Consider the following 19,998-nt stretch of genomic DNA (forward strand, 5'->3'; position numbering starts at 1 on the left):
GGTAAGTTGACTGCCGAGTAAGAACCCCGCGAGGGGTGGGAACCCTGCGACCCGGTGGAGCCGGCATGGGCGTACGCAAGGATCTGCGACGGGCACGGCGGCGGGCCGACCTGGCGGCCCGCGGCGGGACCGAACTGATCAGGGACGGGAGCGGGGTGGTGCGCGAGGTGCGCACCGCCCCGCTCGCGCCCCGGCCCACCACCGGCAGTACGGCCGACCTGCCGTTCGCCAACGCGGCCGAGGCCCCGGACGCCGTGGTCCTGCGCCGCCGGGAGGGCACCGTCTGGCGCCCGGTCACCGCGGCGGCCTTCGCCCGCGAGGTCGCCGACACCGCCAAGGGCCTGATCGCCGGGGGCCTCGAACCCGGCGGCGCCGTCGCGGTGATGTCGCGTACCCGCTGGGAATGGACCGTTCTCGACTTCGCGGTCTGGGCGGCCGGCGGCCTCACCGTCCCGGTCTACCCGACCTCCTCCGCCGAACAGGTGGAGTGGATCGTCAGGGACTCGGGCGCACGGTTGGTGATCGTCGAGACCGCGGGGAACGCGGAGACCGTCGCCGCCGGCACCGCCCGGCACCCCGAACGCCCGCGCGTCCGGGTCCTGGACGACGGAGCGATGACCGAACTCGCCGCCGGGGGAGCGCACGTCCCCGACGAGGAGCTCGCCGGCCGCCGCACCGCGCTCACCCCGGACACGGCCGCGACGGTCTGCTACACCTCCGGCACCACCGGACGGCCGAAGGGCTGCGTCCTCACGCACGCCAGTCTGCACGCCGAGGCCGCCAACACCGTCGAGCTGCTGCACCCCCTCTTCAAGCAGGTCACCGGCCGGACCGCCTCGACCCTCCTCTTCCTCCCGCTCGCCCACATCCTGGGCCGCACCCTCCAGATCGCCTGTCTGACGGCACGGATCGAACTCGGGCACTGCCCCGGCCTCAAGCCGGACGAACTGCGGCCGGCCCTGCGGGAGTTCCGCCCCACCTTCCTCGTCGGTGTGCCCTACCTCTTCGAGAAGATCCACGACACGGGACGGGCGACCGCCGAGCGGATCGGCCGCGGAGCCTCCTTCGACCGCGCCCACCGTGTCGCCGTCCGCTTCGGACAGGCCCGTCTGGACAGCTTCCTGGGCACCGGCAAGGGCCCCGGCCCCGGCCTGTACGCGGCCTGGGCGCTCTACGACCTGCTGGTCTACCGCCGTATCCGCAGGGAACTCGGCGGCCGCATGCACCACGCCATCAGCGGCGGCGCCCCGCTCGACCGCGACCTCAATCTGTTCTTCTTCGCCGCCGGCATCCTCGTCCACGAGGGGTACGGCCTGACGGAGACCAGCGCCGCGGCGACGATCATGCCGCCGCTGCGCCCCCGCCCCGGTACGGTCGGCCTCCCGGTCCCGGGCACCGCGGTCCGAATAGCCGACGACGGAGAGATCCTCGTCCGGGGCGGCATCGTCTTCCACTCCTACCGGAACGACCCCGCAGCCACCGACGCCGTCCTGCGCGACGGCTGGTTCGCCACCGGTGACCTCGGAGCCCTCGACGAGGACGGCTACCTCACCGTCACCGGCCGCAAGAAGGACCTGCTCGTCACCTCGGGCGGCAAGAACGTCTCCCCGGCCGTCCTGGAGGACCGGCTGCGCAGCCGGCCGCCCGTCGGCCAGTGCGTCGTCGTCGGCGACAACCGCCCCTTCGTCGCCGCCCTGATCACCCTCGACCCCGACGCCCTCGCGCACTGGCTCACCGTCCGCGGACGGCCCGCTGACACCCCGCTGTCGGAGTTGGTGGGGGACCCGCTGCTGCGCGCCGACGTCCAGAAGGCTGTGGACCACGCGAACGGCGCGGTCTCGCGGGCCGAGTCCATCCGCGCCTTCGCCCTGGTGGAGGGCGAGTTCACCGAGGACAACGGGCTGCTCACGCCGTCCCTGAAGGTCCGACGGCATGTGGTGGCGCGTGCCTACGCGGCCGAGATCGAGGCGCTGTACGGGGCCTGAGCACACGAAGAGCGGGCCGCCGAGTGCTCGACGACCCGCTCTGCGCGGTACGGGGGATCAGCCGTTGTTGGCGCCGTTGCCCGACAGGACCGGGATCTGGTCCAGGATGTGCGACAGCGGCTCGTCGCCCTTGGCCTGCGTCGAGTTCTCGACGCACTGCTGGTTCTGCGGGGCCGAGAGGATCGGGACGTCCTGCACGGCGATCGGGATCACGCCGACGAGCGAACCGGCGTTGACCTTCGCGGGCAGGCCGATGCACGGCTTGTTCAGGGAGCCCTGGACCAGCGAGAGCTGCGGGCTCATGGCACCGAACGTGGCCGAGTTGCCGAACGACTGGGTGGCCCCGTTGCCACTGACGGACGTGGTGCCACCGTCGTCACCGATCGCCAGGGCCTGGGGGGCGGCCGCGGCCGCGATGCCGGCGACGGAAGCGGCGATAGCGGCGGTTGCCCACAGCTTCTTCATGTTCGTTCCCTTCGAAAAGCGCACTCCTGGGGGTGGAGCTGCATGATCATGAACTGGGGTAATGCTTCCGGGGTTTCGGGTTGTGCCCCATTCGGCGCAGCGCCCGAGGAGCTCGATTCGCCACGTGTACGCCGATGAGCTCCCCCGAAAGAAAACGCCACGGCCGCGGACCCGCACGGAACGCGGTGGGAGCAAGCATTCGCCCGAGGAACGGAAGGCCCGACGAGACGAAGGGACGAAGATGAGGAGAGGTGAAGACGAGAAGAGACGAAGACGAGAAGAGGTGAAGACGAGAAGAGGCGACGAGGTGAAGACGTGACGAGCTGAATGCGCGAATGCATGACGAACGGAACGGCCGAAGAACCGACGGCCTGAAAAATGGAATGCATGAAGAGCGGAAGGTGTGAAGAGCCGACCGGGACCGGGAAATGCCGACGGGCCGCCGAATGCTCGGCGGCCCGCTGACGGGAACTCAGGAAGAGGACTACCTGTTGCCCACACCGTTGCCCGAGAGGACCGGGATGTCGTCGAGGATGTGCGACAGCGGCTCGTCGCCCTTGGCCTGCGTCGAGTTCTCGACGCACTGCTGGTTCTGCGGGGCCGAGAGGATCGGGACGTCCTGCACCGCGATCGGGACCACGCCGACGAGCGAGCCGAGGTTCGCCTTGGCCGGCAGGCCGATGCAGGGCTTGTTCAGCGAGCCCTGGATGAGCGCCATCTGCGGGCTCATGTTGCCGTACGTCGCCGAGTTTCCGTACGACTGCATGGCACCGTTGCCGCTGGTGGACGTCGTGCCACCGTCGTTTCCGATGGCCAGCGCCTGGGGCGCGGCCGCGGCGGAAACGCCGACGACGGAAGCGGCGACCGCGGCGGCGGCCATAACCTTCTTGATCACTAGCTAGTCCCTTCTGGAGAAACCCCGTCCACCGGAGCGCACTGGTCAACTCCGGCGGACGACCTTGGTTGCTGCCATTCACTCCGATGGCGCACACCGGCGAGGGGTCACGGGCCCGCGCGCGCCAGGGATTCCCGCGCTTTCCCGGCCGCTGAACGGGCCAACCGGGTGAATCACCGCAACCAATGGGGGACCGCCGGGTTGATGCCAGGGCAGGAGAACGTGTCTCTGTAGGAAAGGAACGCGAAATGTTCAAGAAGGCAATGGCCGCGGCGGCGGTCGCCGCTTCCGTCGTCGGTGTCTCGGCGGCGGCCGCGCCCCAGGCGCTTGCCATCGGTGACGACAACGGCACGACCTCCGTCAGCGGGAACGGCGCCAGCCAGTCGTTCGGCAACTCCGTGACCGGCGGCAACATGAGCCCGCAGCTCAGCCTCGCGCAGGGCACCCTGAACAAGCTCTGTGTCGGCCTGCCGGCCAAGGCGAACGCCGGTTCGCTCGTCGGCGTCCTCGTGCCCGTCGCCGTCCAGGACATTCCGGTCCTGTCGGCCCCGCAGAACCAGCAGTGCGCCGAGAACTCCACCCAGGCCAAGGGCGACGAGCCGCTGTCGCACCTGGTGGACGACATCCCGGTCCTGTCGGGCAACGGTGTCGGCAACCATTGAACGTCGCCGCTGAATCATCGCCTCGAAGAGGCCCGGGCCGCCCGTCGTGTTCGACGCGGGCGGCCCGTCGGCGTTTCCGGTAATTGGGCGAAGCGTTTCTCCTCTTGCGCCACCCCGGTTCCGGAATGAAAACAGGGCAATTCGAGTGAATTCCCAACCGGCATGCGTTCCACAGTTTCTTCGGGCGTCCCGCCCTCGTTTACAGCCTGCAGGTCATGAAGCGAGCCGTTCCCGTTGCGCTCGCTCGGCTTCGGCCGTCATAGGGGCATGACCGCAGAGAAGGGAAAGCACGTGAAGCACAAGAAGAGCGCTGCTGTCGCCGCCGGTGCCATCATGGCCCTGGGCATGGCCGCCCCGGCCTTCGCGGACGCCGGTGCCGAGGGCGCCGCCATCGGTTCCCCGGGTGTCCTCTCGGGCAACGTGATCCAGGTTCCCGTGCACATCCCCGTCAACGTGTGCGGCAACTCGATCGACGTCATCGGTCTGCTGAACCCGGCGTTCGGCAACGCCTGCGCCAACCACTGACGCAACAGGGCACCAGCCGCCCGGCTGTGTCACGGCCGGCCTCGGACCGCCTTTCCGGCTCCGAGGCCGGCCTTCCTCACTTCTTACTTCTCACTTCTTCACACAGGGAGGACAAGAGAGTGCGACAGACCCTGAGCAAGGGAATGGTCATGGCCGCGGCCACGACGAGCATCCTGTCCCTGTACGGCACCCCCGCGTTCGCGGACGCGCACGCCGGCGGCGGCGCGGCGGACTCGCCCGGCGTCGGATCGGGCAACACGGTCCAGCTTCCGGTGAACGTACCGGTGAACGCCTGCGGCAACACCGTCAACGTGATCGCCGCGCTCAACCCGGCCTTCGGGAACTCGTGCGCCAACGGCTCGGGTTCGCAGGGTTCGCAGGTGTCGCGCGGCGTGACGCACCAGCCCGTCCACCACGTGGGCCGGTCCGTCGACGGCGGCGGTCACGTGCACCACCACGGGTCGGGCCCCTACAGCGGCCCCTCGGGCACCGGTTCCCACCACACCGGTTCCCACGGCACGGGCTCCTCCGGCTCGGTCTCCCACGGCTCCGGCCCGCTGGACTCCGGCCTCCTCGGTTCGGGCTCCGGGGCCTCGGCGTACGGCGAGACGCACGGTTCGCCCGGCATCGGCTCGGGCAACAACGTGCAGGCGCCGGTGGACGTCCCGGTGAACGTCTGCGGCAACACCGTGGACGTGGTCGGCATCGGCAACCCCGCTTTCGGCAACCACTGCGACAACGGCTACGGCGACACCCCGCCGCCCCCCACGACGCCGCCGGTCGTCACGCCGCCCCCCACCACCCCGCCGCCGGTGACTCCGCCGGTGACTCCGCCGGTCGCCCCGCCGGTGACGCCGCCCGTCACTCCTCCGGTGACGCCGCCCGTGAGCCCGCCCGCTCCGCCCTCCCTGGCCCACACGGGCAGTGAGGACATGATCGGGTTCTCGGCCGCCAGCGCGGCGCTGCTGATCGGCGGCGCCGTCCTGTACCGGCGAGGCCGCGCCACGTCGCGTCGCTAGCACGCGGCACCAGCGGAATGCCCGTACGGCGCATCGGGTGCCGGACACCTAGCCGTGTCCGGCACCCGAGCTCGTCCTCCGGGCCGGTCCCGGATCCCGGGGTCGTGACGCAACAGCCCGGCCTTGAGTGCCGGGTGTCCCGGCCGGCCGCGGGCGCGCCGCCCGCCACCACGACCCGGCTGCGGCACGGCTCGCCGACCGGCCGGTGAGCCGCCAGAGGCGCGAGAGCCGTCGAGCTGCCGGAGCACCCGAGCTCTTTTCGCGGAGCGCCCCGAACCCGTCGCCCGTGCCGCACCGTTCGGCCGCCGGCGCCGCGCCGCCGCCCTCCCCGTCGGGACGAAGCCCGGCGCCGCCGTGAGGACCGGCGCCGCCGATCCGCCCCTCCGTCCACCGCGCTCCTGCGTCGCCGCCCCGGTCGTACGCCGCCCGTCGACGCGCGCGCACCGCGCCCGCGTCCTCCGTCGGGAGGGGTGCCGCTCCGGCAGAAGGACGCGCGGCCACTCGGAGCAATGCCCGGACGATGTCCCCGTCCCTCGCGTCGAGCGGTGACGGCAGACTCCCCGCGCGGATGAAAGGCCGTTCCCTGCGAGGGATTTCCCGCAGGGCCGGCGATCCCGGGGACGCCCACGTGCGCTCCGCCGAGCAGAGTCACGGCATCTCCGCCCGGCCCGGTCACTCCTGCGAGTGACCGTTATGTCGGGAAGGTGGTGACTCCGTTGGAGGAATGGGTATTTATATGACTGGTTGTCAGTGAAGGAGGAGAGAGACGGCAGCCGCAGCACCGGAGAGCGGAGAGAGGAGCGGGCGTGGCCCCACAACAGCAATGGTCCCGGAGCGGAAGGCTGGCATTCGTCGCGGCCGGCATCGTCGCGGCGATCACCCTGGCGCCGAGCCCGGGATACGCCGTGGGGGCCGGGGCGGTGCGCGCCACCGATCCTCCGGCACCGACACCGGCGTCGGCCACCCCGCAGGCGCAGACGCCCGTGGCCCCCGCACCGGCCGTGCAGCCAGTGCCGTCCACGCCGTCCACGGGCCCGGCCGATCCGGCGAGGCCGACCGCGCCGACCGCGCCGACCGCGCCGACCGCGCCGACCGCGTCCGTGACCCCCACCGCCCCACCCCCCGCCCCCGCGAAGCCGGTGACGTCCCCGAAGCCCACGGCGCCGGCCGAGCCCGCGCCGGTCGTGCCGCGCCCGGCCTTCGGGGCGTACCTCGACTACGGCCCGATGGGCGTGGCCAGGATCGCCCAGCTCAGCCAGTGGCTGGGCGGCGCCGAACTCAGCGTCGGGCACACGTACCTGCCGGGCGACCGCTGGAGCAACATCGAGGGCCCGCCCGGTTTCCTCGACGTGTGGGCGGACTGGCGGCGCGCCCGGGCCGACCGGATGCTGGTCCTCAACGTGCCGATGATGGAGCGCAACGAGGAGAACGTCTCCGACCCCGAGGTGCGCGCACTGCTGCGACAGGGCGCCGACGGCGCGTTCGACCAGCACTTCCGCGCGCTCGCCCAGCGGCTGGTCCGGCTGCGGGTGCCGGACACCGTCATCGTGCTCGGCTGGGAGATGAACGGCGTCACGTACACCCACCGCTGCGGGCCGGACCCGGAGACGTGGAAGAAGTACTGGAACCGGATCGTCACGGTGATGCGGTCGGTGCCGGGCCAGAGGTTCCGGTTCGACTTCACCCCGAGCCGGGGCCTGGACGCCGTTCCCTGGACGCAGTGCTATCCGGGTGACGACACGGTCGACATCATCGGCATGGACTCCTACGACCAGCCGCGCGGACTCTCGTTCGACGACGAGGTGAAGGAGCCGTACGGCCTCCAGGAACACGTGGACTTCGCCAAGGCCCACGGAAAGCCCATCTCGTACCCCGAATGGGGGCTCTTCCGCAACGGCGACAACGCGGCGTACATGAAGAGCATGCTCGCGTGGATGGACGACCACCGGCCGCTCTACAACACGCTGACCGACTACTGCCCGCACGGAGTGTGGCAGTGCACGGACAACCCGAAGGCCTCCGAGGTGTACCGCGAGGTGCTCTCCGGCCACCTCGGGGCGACCCCGGAGCCGAAGCCGACGCCGACCCCGGAGCCGACGCCGACCCCGGTGCCGTCCGTGCCCAAGCCGGTGCCGACGCCCGTTCCCACTCCGGTGCGCCCGCCCGGCTGCTCGCCGGTGGACCTGGGCGACTGGGCGGAGTACTGGCTCGGAGGGAAGCTCTGCCTCCGCTTCGACTGGTGGTCGCGCAACCGGTGACGGGACCGGCGAGGGGACCGGCGACAGGACCGGTGACGGGACCGCGGCCGGGACGGCGTGGTGGCGGCGGGTCGTTCACGACCGGTCGCCACCACGCTCCCGCCAGCGGCGCACCAGTTGCTTGCCGCGGCTGCGCGCGAGGACGTCGCAGACCACCGCCGACAGCAGCGGCGCCGTACGCCGACGGGCCAGCAGCAGCCGCTGGTTGACGACGGGATCGGGACGCCAGTGGTGTTTGTAGGGCTCGTCGCCGCGGAGCAGGCTCAGGGCCCCGCGCGCGTCCCCCTCGGTGTGCCGGGCGCAGGCGTCCAGCAGCATCACGGCGACGTCCGCCTTGCGTTCGCGCAGATCGGGATGGGCCCCGTAGAGATAGCCGCCCGCCAGCCTCGGGGAGAGCAGGGTGAGGTCCACCGCCATCACGGCGCCGTCGAGCCGGAACTCGGTGACCACCGCGTCCCCGGAGCTCACCATCGGTTCGACCGACCGGACCAGGTGTTCGGCGAACCGTTTCTGGAGATGCTCGGACGTCACCTTCCGGCCCTGCCACTGCAGTCGGTGCAGCTCCAGCAGCCGGCGGAGCGCCGAGTCCACCTCACCGGGCGGCACGATCCGGCGTTCGATGCCCAGAGCGGTGAGTTTGCGCAGCTTGGCCCGGACCCGCTGGGCCTTCGAGGAGGGCAGCCTGTTCACCAGTCCGTCCATCGAGAGGGCGGGCAGTTCCAGACAGACCGAGTCGCGCACCCGGCGCCGCGGGCCGGACCAGCGCTCGTAGACCCGCTCCACCGCGCCGCCGGGCCGTACCTCGCGGAAGTCGATGAGCGCGCTGCGGGCGGCCAGGGACAGTCCCTCGGCGAGCGTCGCCGCGGCGCGGTCGGCGTACTCGTCGTCGATGAGGACGTCCCCGTAGTCGGAGATGGACCCGCCGAGCGGCACCAGCGCCGGCAGCGGACGGCGGACGCGCATCAGCGGCGCGACCGCGCGGAGCTCGTCGCCCTCCCGGACCAGGACGAGACGGAGACGGCCCGGGGTGCCGTACGACAGCCACCAGGAGTACAGCCAGGCGTGGCTCTGGAACGGGGTGGCGGCGCCGCACCGGCCGTAGAGGCGTCCCCAGGCGGGCGCCAGGGCGGCGAACTCGCCCTCCTCGGTGACGATCTCGGCCCGCAGGGCGCTGCGGGGCGCGGCCCGCAGGGTGCCGTTCACAGCTGTCCGCGCGCGTCGGCGGCGGTCGCCGGACCCGGCACGGAGGCGGTCCGGGCGGAGTGCCGGTCCCGCCGCGGGCGCACCAGCAGGACCAGGCCGCCCAGCAGCCCTCCCGCGCTCGCGCCGACCAGCGCGGTCACCTTCGGCGACGGCGACGAGGGGGCGGTCGGCTTCATCGCGGCGGAGAACTGCAGGAGTTCGACGTGCGTACTGGCACGGGTGGCGTTGGCGTGCTCGGTCAGCGAGCGCGAGACGGCGTTGGCCATGCCGGCCGCGAGGGCCGGCCGCGAGGACGTGGCCGACACGGCGACCATGGGCGCGTCGGGCGAGGTCGCGGTCTGCACGCTGCGCTGCAGGGTCCGCACCGGCACCCCGGCCCGCGCCTGGGCGCGCCCGAGCACCGCGAGCTGCGTGGCGACCCGGCCGTACGCCTGCGCGAAGCCGAGCGCCGACGCCGGGTCCGACTTCTCGGTCGGGACGGCGATGACATAACTCGTCGCCGTGTAGGTGGGGGTCTTCTCGACGCCGTACGCGCCGCCGAGCGCGCCGCCGAGCAGCACGCCGGCGACCAGCAGGGTCCACGGCGGCAGACCCCTGCGACGGGCGGCGGGCGGGCCCGAGGGGCCGGCCGTGCCCACCGGTCCGGCCGGTGCGGGTGTCTCCACGGGCCCGGCCGGTTCGGCCGGGCGGTGCTGCCTGGTGGGGATTTCGGTCATGAGGAACTCACTCCCAGAGGGGTGCTGGAGACGGCGGCCGCGTACACGTCCATGAGCTGCGCGGCGCTGCGGGTGATGCTGTAGTGGTGGGCGGCGTGCGGTACCGAACGGGGCCCGGGACCCGCCCCGCGGACCGCCCGGAGGGCGCGTACGAACGACTCGGCGCCGCCCTGGACCCGGTGGGCGCCGGGCGCGGCGTCCGCCGACAGGTCCTCGACCGCGGGGCAGGACACGTACAGGACCGGCAGACCGGCCGCCATCGCCTCCACCACCGCGAGTCCGAAGGCCTCTTCGGCGCTGGGCGAGGCGAGGACGTCCATGGCCGCGGTCAGCGAGGGAAGATCGCAGCCGGGGTGACCGCCGGTGGGGCGCTCGCCGGTGAACAGCACCCGGTCCGCGACCCCGGCGCGCTGCGCGGTCCGCCGCAGCACGCTCTCCTCGGTGCCGCCGCCGACCAGCACCAGCCAGTTGTCCGGGGGCAGTCCGGCGAGCGCGCGGATCAGGACGTCGAAGCGTTTGCCCGCCGTGAGCCGGCCGACGCCGCCCACGACGTAGGCGTCCTTCGGCAGTCCGAGCCGGCGACGGGTGCGTTCGCGCAGCGCCGGGTCGAAGCGGAAGCGGTCCACGTCGATGCCGTTCGGGACGACCTCGATGCGCGGTCCGGGCACGCCCCAGCGCCGCAGCCGGTCGGCCACGGTCGGCGACACGGCGACGGTGGACCGGCCGAGCCGCTCGCTGGCGAGATACAGCGCCCGGACGCCCGCGTTCAGCCCGCGCCCCTCCATCTGGGAGTCGCCCAGGGAGTGTTCGGTGGCCACGACCGCCTTCACGCCGGCCAGCCGCGCGGCGATCCGGCCGTACACGCAGGCCCGGTAGAGGTGCGTGTGCACGAGGTCGTAGCGCCCCTCGCGGATCAGCCTCGCCAGCCGGGGGAGCGCGGCGAGGTCCCGGTTGCCGGCCATGCCGAGGTGGACGACGCGCACGCCGTCGTCGGCGAGCCCTTCGGCGACCGCGCCGGGGTTGGTGAGCGTGACGACGTCGCAGTCGACGGGCAGATGCCGCAGGAGCAGCCGCAGTTGCTGCTCCGCACCGCCGACCCCGAGGCCGGTGATGATGTGCAGGGCCTTCATCAGGCCCCCTGGACCGGGCGCCGCCGCAACCGGTGCAGCTTGAGTTTCAGCAGGAGGCGGACGGAGGTGTCGTTCTGCCCGATGTGGACGCGCGGCAGGGCGTGCGGGCCGGTCAGCGGGCCGGGGTCGATTCCGCAGCCGTAGCCGTAGCCGGCGTCGCGGACGGCGTCCACGACCCGCGCGTCGACGGTTCCGTAGGGGTAGCAGAAGCCGTCGACGCGGGCACCGGTCAGATCCGCGAGGGCCGCTCGGCTGCCGGCGACCTCGGAGCGCAGCACGTCGTCGTCGACCCGGGTCAGGTCGATGTGGGTGAGGCCGTGCGAGCCGATCTCGACGCCCTCGGCGGCGGCCAGCCGGATGCCGTGGGCGCCGAGCAGCGGCTTGCGGGGGCCGAGCGGGTCCCAGGCGTTGTCGCCGTCCAGCCGGCCGGGCAGGACGAAGAGGGTGGCGCCGCAGTCGTGCCGGCGCAGCACGGGCAGGGCGGTCTCGACGAAGTCGGCGTACCCGTCGTCGAAGGTGAGACCGACCAGGCCGCGGCCCTTGCCGCGGGCGCGGGCGGCGAGCAGGTCGGCCATGCTCACACCGCGCAGCCCGCGCCGCCTCAGCCACCCCAGCTGGTGGTCGAGGCGGTCCTGCGTGACGGTGATGCTGTACGGGTCCTCGGAACAGTCGCCCACGGAGTGGTACATCGCGACCCAGGGGACCGTGTCGGCGGCCCGGACGGCGGTGTGGAAGCAGGAGCGGAGGCCGGTGACGGCGCGGGCGTCGACACGTCTGAGGCGGTCAGCGGAAACGGACATGCGGCAGCCTTCGTTTGAGGGAACGGAGGACGGGTGCGAGGGCCTGGATGCCCAGGGCCCAGGCCAGCACGGCGAAGACGGCGGTCACGACGGTGCCGCCGAGTACGAGACCCACCAGGGGGGAGTGCGCGCGGCTCGCGCAGAGTGCCCCGGCCGCGCCCGCGACGAGCGCCGCGCGCACCGGCTTGCCCAGTTCGGCGACCACCCGACGGGTGCGGATCGGCACATTGCGCGGGCCCATGCCGTACAGCAGCAGCAGGGCGCTGAGAGTGATGCCGCCCGCGTTGGCCGCGGCGATCCCGCACACCCCGAAGCTCCCGACGGCGAGCGCCCCGATCCACGAGGTCGCGACGATCCCGGCGGTCATCGCGAAGAGCGGGTACCAGGTGGGCCGCCCCGACGAGAAGTACGAGCGGACGAGCGCGCCCACCAGCGTGTGGCCGAGCAGCCCGACCGCGTAGACCCGCATCACGGCGGCGGTGGCCGAGGTGTCCTGAGCGGTGAACGCACCTCGCTGGAAGAGCAGTTGGATGATCTGGGGCGCGCAGGCGACGACCGCCGCGGTGCCGAGCAGCACGGTGCAGGAGACCAGCGCCAGGTCGCGTTCCACCCGGACGCGGGCCCGCTCGGTGTCGCCCTCGGCCATCGCCTGCGCCACCACCGGGAAGGTGACGGTGCACAGCATCAGCGAGAGCACCATCGGCATCTGGGCGACCTTCTGCGCGTAGTTCAGGTGCGAGATGGCGCCGGCGGGCAGGGACGAGGCCAGGAACCGTTCGATCAGGACCTGGGACTGGCGGCACAGGGCGAAGAGCAGCACCGTGCTGATCAGCGTCAGGTCCATCGGACGCGCCTCCGCGACGGCCGACCCGTCCGCGCTCACCTCGTGGTGCCTGAGCTGCCGCCACAGCGAGGGCGCCTGCGCGACCACCATGAGGGCGCCGCCGACCGCGACCCCGAGGGCCGCCGCCCGCACCCCCCACCGGCCGCCGAGGACGAACATCGCCGTGATGATGCCGGTGTTGTACGCGACGTAGATGGCCGCGGGCGCGACGAACCGGCGGTGTGCCCGCAGCGCGGCGCTGCAGTACCCGGCGAGCCCGAAGGTGAACACGCAGGTGGCCGTCAACCGGGTGCAGTCCACGGCGAGTGCCGGATCCGGCAGGCCCGGCGCGAGGGCCTCGACGAGGTAGGGCGCCCCGGCGATCAGCAGCGCGGCGACGGCCGTGACGGCGAGCGTCAGCCGGGGCAGGGTCGTGGCGACCAGGGCGCGGACCGGGTCGCCGACGGCTCCCTGGGCGCGCCGCGCCACCGCCATGCTGAACGCCGGTACGAGCACGAAGGCGAGGCCGTCCTCGATCAGCAGCGTCGCCGCGAACTCCGGCAGGGTCCAGGCGACCAGGAAGGCGTCCGTCGCCGAGTCGGCTCCGAACAGGTGCGCGAGGGCCTGGTCGCGGCCGAGACCCAGCAGGGCTCCGGCGACGGACAGCGCGATCGTGACGAGGGCGGCCTTGGCGAGGAACCGGTTGGAGGCGGTTTCCCCGGAGGGGGGCGCGGGGGGCGCTGCGGAGGGGGTCTCCGGGGAGGGGGCTTCCCTGGAGGAGGCTTCCCGCGAGGGGGTTTCGGAGGAGGGAGCGGGGGCTGAGGGGATCGCCGGGGTGGAGGAGAGCATCGGGGCGGAGGGGAGAGGTGGGGTGACGGAGAAGAGCGGGGCGGACGGGACGGACGGGCCAGACGGGACCGACGGGGCGGAGGAGAGGGGTGGCGAGGGGAGGGTGTGCGGGGCGGACGGGGTGCGGGCAGGGGCGGTGTCGCGAGCGGGTGAGAGGGCCCGCAGGCCGTCGGTGCCGGCGCCGTCGTCGTCGGTCGCCGCCCGTGGAGGCTGCACCGTCATCGTGTCGGTGCCTCCTCCGTCGAGCCCGGCGTCGGTGAGGACCCCGGTGAGGCCGCCGACGCGGACACGGGCGGCGCCGCCGCTTCGGAGACCGGCGCGGTCGGGACGGCCTCGGCCACGGAGGCCACGGAGATCGGGGCGGCCGAGGCGCCCGGGGCGTCCGAGGCGGTCGGCCGGACGGAGGCGCCCGCGGCCACCGGTCGCGTCGGAGACACTCCGGCCTCGGAGGCCAGGGACAGCGGGGACACCCGGTCCACCAGCGCCCACCAGGCCACCAGGCCGAAGCAGACGCCCGTCAGCACGGTCGAGGGACCGCCGATGTCCGCGTACACGAAGTCCACCAACTGCCAGCAGAGCAGCCCGCACGCGATCAGCGCGCAGTCGAGCCCCGTCACGGTCCGCGCGGGGCCGCCGCCGACGGCCGTCGCCGGGCCGTCCGGCGGGGCCCGGCGCACCCGGACCAGCCCCCGCAGCGCGCACACCAGGAGCGCCAGCCAGCTGCCCGCGAGGGCGAGCAGCCCGATCAGTCCCTGTTCGCTCAGCACGAGCAGATACATGTTGTGCGGGGAGAGCAGCGGCTGCTTGCTGTACGCGGTTCCGGCGCCGCCGATGTCGCTGCCCGAGGAGAGCGCGAGCGAGGCGTGGCCGTCGCGGTGGTCCGGGAAGCCCTTGAGCCCGACACCCGTCAGCGGGTGGTCGCGCCACATGTCGACGGCCGCCGCCCACATGGTGTAGCGGTCCACCACCGACTGGTCCGGCGCGTCGGTCACCTGCGTGATGCTGTCGAGGCGCTGCTGCAGCATCTCGGTACCGACGCCGAGTCCGCCCACCAGGATCACGGCCACGGCGGCGACGACGGCCCCCACCTTCACCGCGCGCCGCAGCCCGGCCAGCGCCAGCTGGGCACCGCACGCCAGAGCCGTGGCGATCCACGCGCCCCTGCTGAACGACAGCGCGAGCGGCGGCAGCAGCGCCAGCGCGCACACCACGGCCAGGGTCCGCTGTCGTACCGTGCCCGAACCGAGTGCCAGGGCGACCGCGCACACCAGCCCGAAGGCGACCACCGTCGCCATGCCCATCACGTCCGTCGGGCCGAAGGTGCCCACGGCCCGGACGTCCTCGCCCTGGTAGGAGGCACCGGTCCCGGTGACGTACTGGTGCACCCCGACCGTGCCCTGCCACAGCGCCAGGGCGACGAACGCCCAGGCCAGCAGCCGGAGATCGCGACGGTCCCGGACCAGCAGCGCCACGGCCGCGGGCACCAGGACGAAGATCTGCAGATAGCGGGTGAGGCCGGTGAGCCCGGCCCCGGGGCCCGCAGCGTCGGCGGCCGCGACCGCGATGCCGATCACGGGCAGCGCGAGGACCACCGCCGCGCCCGGGGACAGCGGACGCCGGCGGTGCCGTACGAGCCGTACCGCACAGCCGACCACGAGCAGACCGGACATGGCGTCCGCGATGTTCGCGCCGCCCTCCCCGCTCGGCGCGATCGGCAGCCCGAGCAGGGCCACCACCGCCACGACGGGCAGCACCGGCAGCGCGCCGCGGACCCGGACCAGCAGGGCGCCCAGCGGCGAGCGGGGTCGGGGCGACGAGGACGCGGGAGCGTCGGACGGTGTGCCCGGTGTGCCCGGGGTGGTCGGCGAGAGCGTCAGGGCTCGGCTCATCGGCTCAGCTCCCCGTCGGGCGTACCAGCGAGGCTGCCGTGCGCAGCAGGATGCAGACGTCCTGCCACAGCGACCAGTTGTCGATGTACGCGTTGTCGAACCGGCAGCGGTCCTCGATCGAGGTGTCGCCGCGCAGCCCGTGGATCTGGGCGAGGCCGGTGATGCCGGTCTGCATGCGGTGGCGGGCCGCGTAGCCCGGATAGGTCTGGCTGAACTTGGCCACGAAGTAGGGCCGTTCGGGTCGCGGGCCGACCAGGCTCATGTCCCCCCACAGGACGTTCCACAGTTGCAGCAGCTCGTCGAGCGAGGTCCGCCGCAGGAAGTGGCAGAAGCGGCTCATCTCGCGTTCGCCCGCGACGCTCCAGCGGGTCGCCGCCTCGTGCGCGTCGGCCGGGCGGTGGGTACGGAACTTCAGCAGCGTGAAGGGCCGTCCGTCCTTGCCGATGCGCTCCTGCCGGAAGACCACCCCCGGTCCGTCGCTCAGCCGCAGCGCGACCGCGCACACCAGCAGCAGCGGGCTGATCACGAGCAGCAGGGACCCCGAGACGGCGATGTCGAGGAGTCGCTTGCCGAGGTTCCCGTACCGCCCGGAGACCTCGATCCGCCGGCAGGAGAACCCGGCGAGCCGCCCGCTCCCGCCCGCCCTGCCGGGCACGCCCCCGTGCGGCCGGCTCTGCGGCACCCCGTACGCGATCTCCTGCGACGGCGAGTCCGCGTCGACGTGCCACAGCACACAGCCCGCCTCGCTCAACGCGCGCAGCAGCGGGCCGTGTTCACCACGCGGCTCGACCACGAGCACCGCGCGCACACCGTTCTGGATGAGGGCCCGCTGCACCTCCTCACCGGTGGTGAGGACGGGCAGCCCCTCGGCGCCGTCCGTCCGGGCGGCGACGACTCCCACCGGACGCAGCCCGCACCGCGGGTGGCGCAGGAACGCGGCGGCCACCCGCTGGGCGGTCCCGGCGGGACCGATCACCAACGTGGCGTCCGGGCGCAGGACCAGGGCCCGGCGGCGCCGCCCGTGCACGAGGGCGCGGCCCGCGCAGCTCGCCGCCGCGTGCAGCGCACAGCCCGCCGCCAGGACCCGGGCGGGCAGCGCCGCGGCCGGGGAGAGCGCCGCCAGCAGGGCGGCGAGCGCGCACCAGGTCACCAGGACACGCGCGCACACGGCGGGCAGGTCGTCGAGCGCGGTGGGGATCCTCCCGGGGCGGTACAGCGCGCCGCGCGCGTTCAGCGCGAGCACGCCGAGCAGCAGCGCGGCCAGGAGCGGCGGCCGTCGCTGGACCTCGGCGAGGGACAGACCCGCGAGCAGCGCCGCGCCGCCGTCCGCGACCAGCAGGGGCAGCCACGGGGCGCGGGGTGCGGACAGCCGCCGCCCGGCGGGGAACCTGAAGCCGTCGGCGGTCCCGCGCGAAGGGATGACCGAGACGGACGAGAATCCGTACTCCCGGGGCTGTCCGCCGGGGGAGGGAACGGTGCTTTCCGCAGTCACGTGTGGATGGGCTCCCTGCACTCGGTGTGTTTCCCGCGCACGGTGCGCCCGCCGGGTCCCGCGGTGAGCAACTCGCGGTAGACCGCCGCGACCGCGTCGGCCGCGCGCCGCACGTCGTGCGTGGTCAGTACGTGGCGTCGCCCCTGCCGGCCCAGCGACTCGCGCAGCGGCGGGTCGGCCAGCAGGTCGCAGATCGCGTGGGCCAGCGGAGTCGGCGATCCGGCGGGCACCAGGCAGCGGGTGTCGAGGCCCGGCGGCAGGCTCTCGCGCGCGCCGTCCACGTCCGTCACCACCACCGGGCGCCCGCACGCCATGGCCTCCAGGGGTGCGAGCGCCATGCCTTCCCAGCGGGACGGCAGCACCACCAGGTCGGCGGCCTGGTACCAGGGCACGGCGTCGTCCGCGGCTCCGGCGAACAGCACGTCGCGAGGTGCGCCGGCCCGCAGCCCCGGGGCCCGCGGACCGTCCCCGACGAGCACGAGCCGGGCCCCGGGCATCCGCGCCCGTACGGTGTCCCAGGCCCGCAGCAGAACGTCCTGGCCCTTCTGCCTGCACAGCCGCCCGACGCAGACGACCAGGGGAGCCGCCGGACCGAGCCCGTCGAGCAGCGGGATCCCGGCGCGCGCGGTCCCCGCGTCCGCGGGGTGGAAGCGCTCGGTGTCGACCCCGTTGGGGATCACGCTCCACCGGGCACTGACCCCGGCGCGCACTCCGGTGACACGCTCCGCCTCACTCACACACACCACCCGGGACGCCCAACGCGCGCCCCACCGCTCCCACTTGAGCGCGAGGTCGGCCGTGAGGCCGTCGACGGCCGCGAACGACCAGGCGTGCGGCTGGAACACGGTCGGCACCCGGCCGCGCAGGACGAGCCGGCCGGCGAGCCCGGCCTTGGCGCTGTGCGCGTGCACCACGTCGGGCCGCGCCTCGGCGACGGCACGGGCGAGGCGTCGTACCTCCCCGACCAGCGCGGGACCCGGTGCGCGCGTCGCCTGCCAGTGCGTCACGTCGGTGCCGAGCGCCCGGAGCGTGTGCGCGAGACCGCTGTCCTGGGGGCAGGCCACGGTGACGTGCAGCCCGGCGGCGAGCTGCGTCCTCACCAGGTCGGTGAGCACGCGTGCCACTCCGCCGTCGACGGGCTGGGTGAGGTGCAGGACCCGCGGCGGGGGGTCGCTCGATGGCAATGACATGCGCGGGTTCCTTAGTGACGGACGGCGCTCTGACGCGCGTGTCACCGCTGCGCGTCGACGGCGGCGAACAGCGCTCCGACCCAGGCCGCGTCCCGCTGCGAAACGAGCCGGACGCCCAACTGGTCACCCCCGAAACGGAATTCCGTGTGCGGGGCGCGGACATCGGCGTCGCATCCGGGTGTGTTCGAGGACGCGGGCGCGCGGGGTGAAGGAGGCGGAGCGGGCCACCCTCGCGCGGCGCGGCGGAGGGCCCGGGGATTGACGCATGACCGGCGTTGCCCTTTCGGGGAAAAGGTTCTGGACCGGCGGAGCAACGGAGATCCGCAGATCACTTGGGTGCGCGCTGACTCCCCCGCCGGTCCTCGACGCCTTCCGGCATCTGGTTCCGAGCAGCTTCGGGAGACGATCGACTCTAACCGTTATCTGTATTTAATTGTCGAAACCTGACAAGTGTGTCGTTATGACAGTTTTTCGGGTCGGGGCAGGGGCAGGGGCAGGGGCAGGGGCAGGGGCAGGGGTCGGGGTCGGGGTCGGGGTCGGGGTCGGGACGCGTGGCGGACGGGGTCTGGCGGGGGTCGGGGCGAGGGATTCGTGCGCGGGTTCGTGCGGAGGTTCGTTAGATCACCCCTTTGGAGGCGCAACCCCGGCGTGCGCCGCGCGTTGTTTCCAGCGCCGGGCATTCCGCCCTGCTGTTGTGACGATTTCAAGGAGCACTTCTCCATGTCGCGTATCGCGAAGGGCCTGGCCCTGACCTCCGTTGCCGCCGCCGCCGTGGCGGGCACCGCCGGCATCGCCGCCGCCGACAGCGACGCGCACGGTGCGGCCGCCGGGTCCCCGGGCGTTCTGTCGGGCAACGTCCTGCAGGTTCCGGTCCACATCCCGGTCAACGTCTGCGGGAACACCATCGATGTGATCGGCCTGCTGAACCCCGCGTTCGGCAACACCTGCGTCAACGGCTGACGCCGGCGCGGACCCTTCTGCCGGCCGTCCTCCCCCAGGGGAGGGCGGCCGGTTCGCGTTGCCCCTGCCCCGAACGGGGGAAGGGGGAGGGCGGCCCCGGTGTGGCTCCCCACCAGCGAAGATGAGGGTGCTACGGGCGAGGGTCGACTACGCAGAGCATCCATAAGGTTGCGTACAGCGACGACGGCTTACACGGTGGGCACACGATTCCAAGCACCACCGAAGGGAACATCCATGCGTGCTCTGCCCGCACGGCGCATCGCGACCTCCGCTCTCTGTGCCACGCTTCTGCTCGGGATTTCCGGGCCGGCCGCCGTCGCGGCCGGTGACGGCCCGGCGCGTGTCCACACCCACGCGGCGGCACCTGTCCCCGGCGCGGACGCGCTTCTGACACAGGTCCAGTCGCTCGCGAACATCAGTGGCGTCCTCGCCCCCGTCACCGACCTGCTCAGCGCCGCTCTCAAGGCGGAGGGCGGGCAGCTTCCCGCCGCCGACGCGACCAAGCTCAGCCAGGCCGTGAAGGACGCGATCGCCAAGGCCACCGCGGCGCTTCCGGCCGTGCCCGCCGCGCCCAGCGTGCCGACGCTGCCCAGTACACCGGCCCTCCCGGCGACGCCGGCCGTGCCGTCGCTCAAGAACTCCGACGAGCGGGGCGACAGCGAGGCGCGGGGCGACGTCGAGGGGCGGAGGATGACCGACGAGCGCCGCCACGCCGACCAGGCCGGGTCGCAGGACGACAAGGCGCCGCGCGCCAAGGGCGCGCGAGCGGCGGCGAACCTCGCGGCCGACGCCCTCGTCGCGTTGCAGAAGGCGGTCGACACGCTGGTCAAGGCGGTCACCTCCGGCGACGCCACCCAGGTGGTCCCCGCGGCCACCGCCGTGGTGACGGGCCTCGTCAACTTCGTCGTCGCCGTCGTGCTCGGCGGCGGCCTGCCCGCCCCGAACCTGCCCGGCCTGCCCGCGCTGCCGAGCCTGCCGGCGACCTGATCCACCGCGACGCGCACGGCGGGTGAGTACCTGCCCGGTGAACCCCGCCGTCCGTCTCCCGCCCTCCCTGGGCAGGGGGAGTCGTGTCCCGGCGACGCGGTCGCCCGCCGGCCGTCGTGCCGACCCGTCCGGTCGGCACGACGGCCGTTT

Annotated in this window: 17 protein-coding genes; 7 read left to right on the forward strand and 10 right to left on the reverse strand. The window is 73.4% G+C overall.

The annotated features are described in order from the left end of the window. Window positions 1-65: 65 nt before the first annotated feature. Window positions 66-1,985 (forward strand): AMP-dependent synthetase/ligase, encoded by a 1,920-nt coding sequence (locus OG776_RS26715; protein ID WP_329322651.1) that lies wholly within the window; start codon window positions 66-68, stop codon window positions 1,983-1,985. A gap of 57 nt (window positions 1,986-2,042) precedes the next feature. On the opposite strand, the gene OG776_RS26720 is transcribed toward OG776_RS26715, so the two are convergent. Both OG776_RS26720 and OG776_RS26725 read right to left on the reverse strand, forming a co-directional pair. Continuing rightward, a complete protein-coding gene (locus OG776_RS26720; protein ID WP_148009836.1) occupies window positions 2,043-2,450 on the reverse strand; it encodes a rodlin in 408 nt (135 codons plus the stop codon). Window positions 2,451-2,934: 484 nt separating this feature from the next. After that, window positions 2,935-3,345 carry a rodlin gene (locus OG776_RS26725; protein WP_329322652.1) on the reverse strand — a complete coding sequence of 137 codons (411 nt, stop codon included), beginning with the start codon at window positions 3,343-3,345 and terminating at the stop codon, window positions 2,935-2,937. 248 nt (window positions 3,346-3,593) lie between these two features. Here OG776_RS26725 and OG776_RS26730 point away from each other — a divergent pair, with 248 nt between their 5' ends. The 4 genes from OG776_RS26730 to OG776_RS26745 all read left to right on the forward strand — a co-directional run bounded on the left by OG776_RS26730 (window position 3,594) and on the right by OG776_RS26745 (window position 7,809). Continuing rightward, entirely contained in the window at window positions 3,594-4,007 is a 414-nt protein-coding gene (locus OG776_RS26730; protein WP_329322653.1) for a rodlin, read from the forward strand. Between the two features lie 267 nt (window positions 4,008-4,274). Continuing rightward, window positions 4,275-4,532 carry a chaplin gene (locus OG776_RS26735; RefSeq protein WP_148014072.1) on the forward strand — a complete coding sequence of 86 codons (258 nt, stop codon included), beginning with the start codon at window positions 4,275-4,277 and terminating at the stop codon, window positions 4,530-4,532. Window positions 4,533-4,651: 119 nt separating this feature from the next. Then, window positions 4,652-5,551, forward strand: coding sequence for a chaplin (locus OG776_RS26740; RefSeq protein ID WP_329322654.1), 900 nt, complete (start codon window positions 4,652-4,654; stop codon window positions 5,549-5,551). A gap of 806 nt (window positions 5,552-6,357) precedes the next feature. Continuing rightward, a complete protein-coding gene (locus OG776_RS26745; RefSeq protein WP_329322655.1) occupies window positions 6,358-7,809 on the forward strand; it encodes a glycoside hydrolase family 26 protein in 1,452 nt (483 codons plus the stop codon). A gap of 75 nt (window positions 7,810-7,884) precedes the next feature. Here OG776_RS26745 and OG776_RS26750 read toward each other — a convergent pair whose 3' ends face one another. The 8 genes from OG776_RS26750 to OG776_RS26785 all read right to left on the reverse strand — a co-directional run bounded on the left by OG776_RS26750 (window position 7,885) and on the right by OG776_RS26785 (window position 17,901). Next, a complete protein-coding gene (locus OG776_RS26750; RefSeq protein ID WP_187286034.1) occupies window positions 7,885-9,000 on the reverse strand; it encodes a GNAT family N-acetyltransferase in 1,116 nt (371 codons plus the stop codon). An 8-nt stretch (window positions 9,001-9,008) separates the two neighbouring features. Beyond that, a complete protein-coding gene (locus OG776_RS26755; protein ID WP_261994987.1) occupies window positions 9,009-9,728 on the reverse strand; it encodes a lipopolysaccharide biosynthesis protein in 720 nt (239 codons plus the stop codon). Beyond that, window positions 9,725-10,858: a glycosyltransferase gene (locus OG776_RS26760; RefSeq protein ID WP_148014070.1), complete on the reverse strand. Its 1,134-nt coding sequence runs from the start codon at window positions 10,856-10,858 to the stop codon at window positions 9,725-9,727. Before OG776_RS26760 ends, OG776_RS26755 begins: the two co-directional genes overlap by 4 nt. Beyond that, the gene (locus OG776_RS26765; RefSeq protein ID WP_261995008.1) at window positions 10,858-11,547 is read right to left on the reverse strand and encodes a polysaccharide deacetylase family protein; all 690 of its coding nucleotides are present in this window, start codon (window positions 11,545-11,547) and stop codon (window positions 10,858-10,860) included. Before OG776_RS26765 ends, OG776_RS26760 begins: the two co-directional genes overlap by 1 nt. A gap of 94 nt (window positions 11,548-11,641) precedes the next feature. Next, the gene (locus OG776_RS26770) at window positions 11,642-13,552 is read right to left on the reverse strand and encodes a murein biosynthesis integral membrane protein MurJ (protein ID WP_329322656.1); all 1,911 of its coding nucleotides are present in this window, start codon (window positions 13,550-13,552) and stop codon (window positions 11,642-11,644) included. Further along, window positions 13,549-15,219 (reverse strand): O-antigen ligase family protein, encoded by a 1,671-nt coding sequence (locus OG776_RS26775; protein ID WP_148014067.1) that lies wholly within the window; start codon window positions 15,217-15,219, stop codon window positions 13,549-13,551. Before OG776_RS26775 ends, OG776_RS26770 begins: the two co-directional genes overlap by 4 nt. Before the next feature lie 4 nt (window positions 15,220-15,223). Continuing rightward, complete coding sequence (locus tag OG776_RS26780; protein WP_148014066.1) at window positions 15,224-16,711, reverse strand: exopolysaccharide biosynthesis polyprenyl glycosylphosphotransferase; 1,488 nt, start codon at window positions 16,709-16,711, stop codon at window positions 15,224-15,226. Continuing rightward, the gene (locus tag OG776_RS26785) at window positions 16,708-17,901 is read right to left on the reverse strand and encodes a glycosyltransferase (RefSeq protein WP_148014065.1); all 1,194 of its coding nucleotides are present in this window, start codon (window positions 17,899-17,901) and stop codon (window positions 16,708-16,710) included. Before OG776_RS26785 ends, OG776_RS26780 begins: the two co-directional genes overlap by 4 nt. A gap of 720 nt (window positions 17,902-18,621) precedes the next feature. Here OG776_RS26785 and chpG point away from each other — a divergent pair. Together chpG and OG776_RS26795 are read left to right on the forward strand one after the other, a co-directional pair. Further along, the gene (gene chpG / locus OG776_RS26790) at window positions 18,622-18,861 is read left to right on the forward strand and encodes a chaplin ChpG (RefSeq protein ID WP_148014682.1); all 240 of its coding nucleotides are present in this window, start codon (window positions 18,622-18,624) and stop codon (window positions 18,859-18,861) included. 234 nt (window positions 18,862-19,095) lie between these two features. Continuing rightward, window positions 19,096-19,848, forward strand: a complete 753-nt coding sequence (locus tag OG776_RS26795; protein WP_148014683.1) for a hypothetical protein — start codon at window positions 19,096-19,098, stop codon at window positions 19,846-19,848. Window positions 19,849-19,998 lie beyond the last annotated feature (150 nt).

Source organism: Streptomyces sp. NBC_01689 (assembly GCF_036250675.1).
GTDB lineage: Bacteria > Actinomycetota > Actinomycetes > Streptomycetales > Streptomycetaceae > Streptomyces.

Excerpts from the sequence above, each read along its gene's own strand:
- OG776_RS26715 (WP_329322651.1), top strand. The coding sequence starts at position 66 with ATGGGCGTACGCAAGGATCTGCGACGGGCACGGCGGCGGGCCGACCTG.
- OG776_RS26720 (WP_148009836.1), bottom strand. The coding sequence starts at position 2,450 with ATGAAGAAGCTGTGGGCAACCGCCGCTATCGCCGCTTCCGTCGCCGGC.
- OG776_RS26730 (WP_329322653.1), top strand. The coding sequence starts at position 3,594 with ATGTTCAAGAAGGCAATGGCCGCGGCGGCGGTCGCCGCTTCCGTCGTC.
- OG776_RS26735 (WP_148014072.1), top strand. The coding sequence starts at position 4,275 with ATGACCGCAGAGAAGGGAAAGCACGTGAAGCACAAGAAGAGCGCTGCT.
- OG776_RS26755 (WP_261994987.1), bottom strand. The coding sequence starts at position 9,728 with ATGACCGAAATCCCCACCAGGCAGCACCGCCCGGCCGAACCGGCCGGG.
- OG776_RS26760 (WP_148014070.1), bottom strand. The coding sequence starts at position 10,858 with ATGAAGGCCCTGCACATCATCACCGGCCTCGGGGTCGGCGGTGCGGAG.
- OG776_RS26765 (WP_261995008.1), bottom strand. The coding sequence starts at position 11,547 with ATGTACCACTCCGTGGGCGACTGTTCCGAGGACCCGTACAGCATCACC.
- OG776_RS26770 (WP_329322656.1), bottom strand. The coding sequence starts at position 13,552 with ATGACGGTGCAGCCTCCACGGGCGGCGACCGACGACGACGGCGCCGGC.
- OG776_RS26775 (WP_148014067.1), bottom strand. The coding sequence starts at position 15,219 with ATGAGCCGAGCCCTGACGCTCTCGCCGACCACCCCGGGCACACCGGGC.
- OG776_RS26785 (WP_148014065.1), bottom strand. The coding sequence starts at position 17,901 with ATGTCATTGCCATCGAGCGACCCCCCGCCGCGGGTCCTGCACCTCACC.
- chpG (WP_148014682.1), top strand. The coding sequence starts at position 18,622 with ATGTCGCGTATCGCGAAGGGCCTGGCCCTGACCTCCGTTGCCGCCGCC.
- OG776_RS26795 (WP_148014683.1), top strand. The coding sequence starts at position 19,096 with ATGCGTGCTCTGCCCGCACGGCGCATCGCGACCTCCGCTCTCTGTGCC.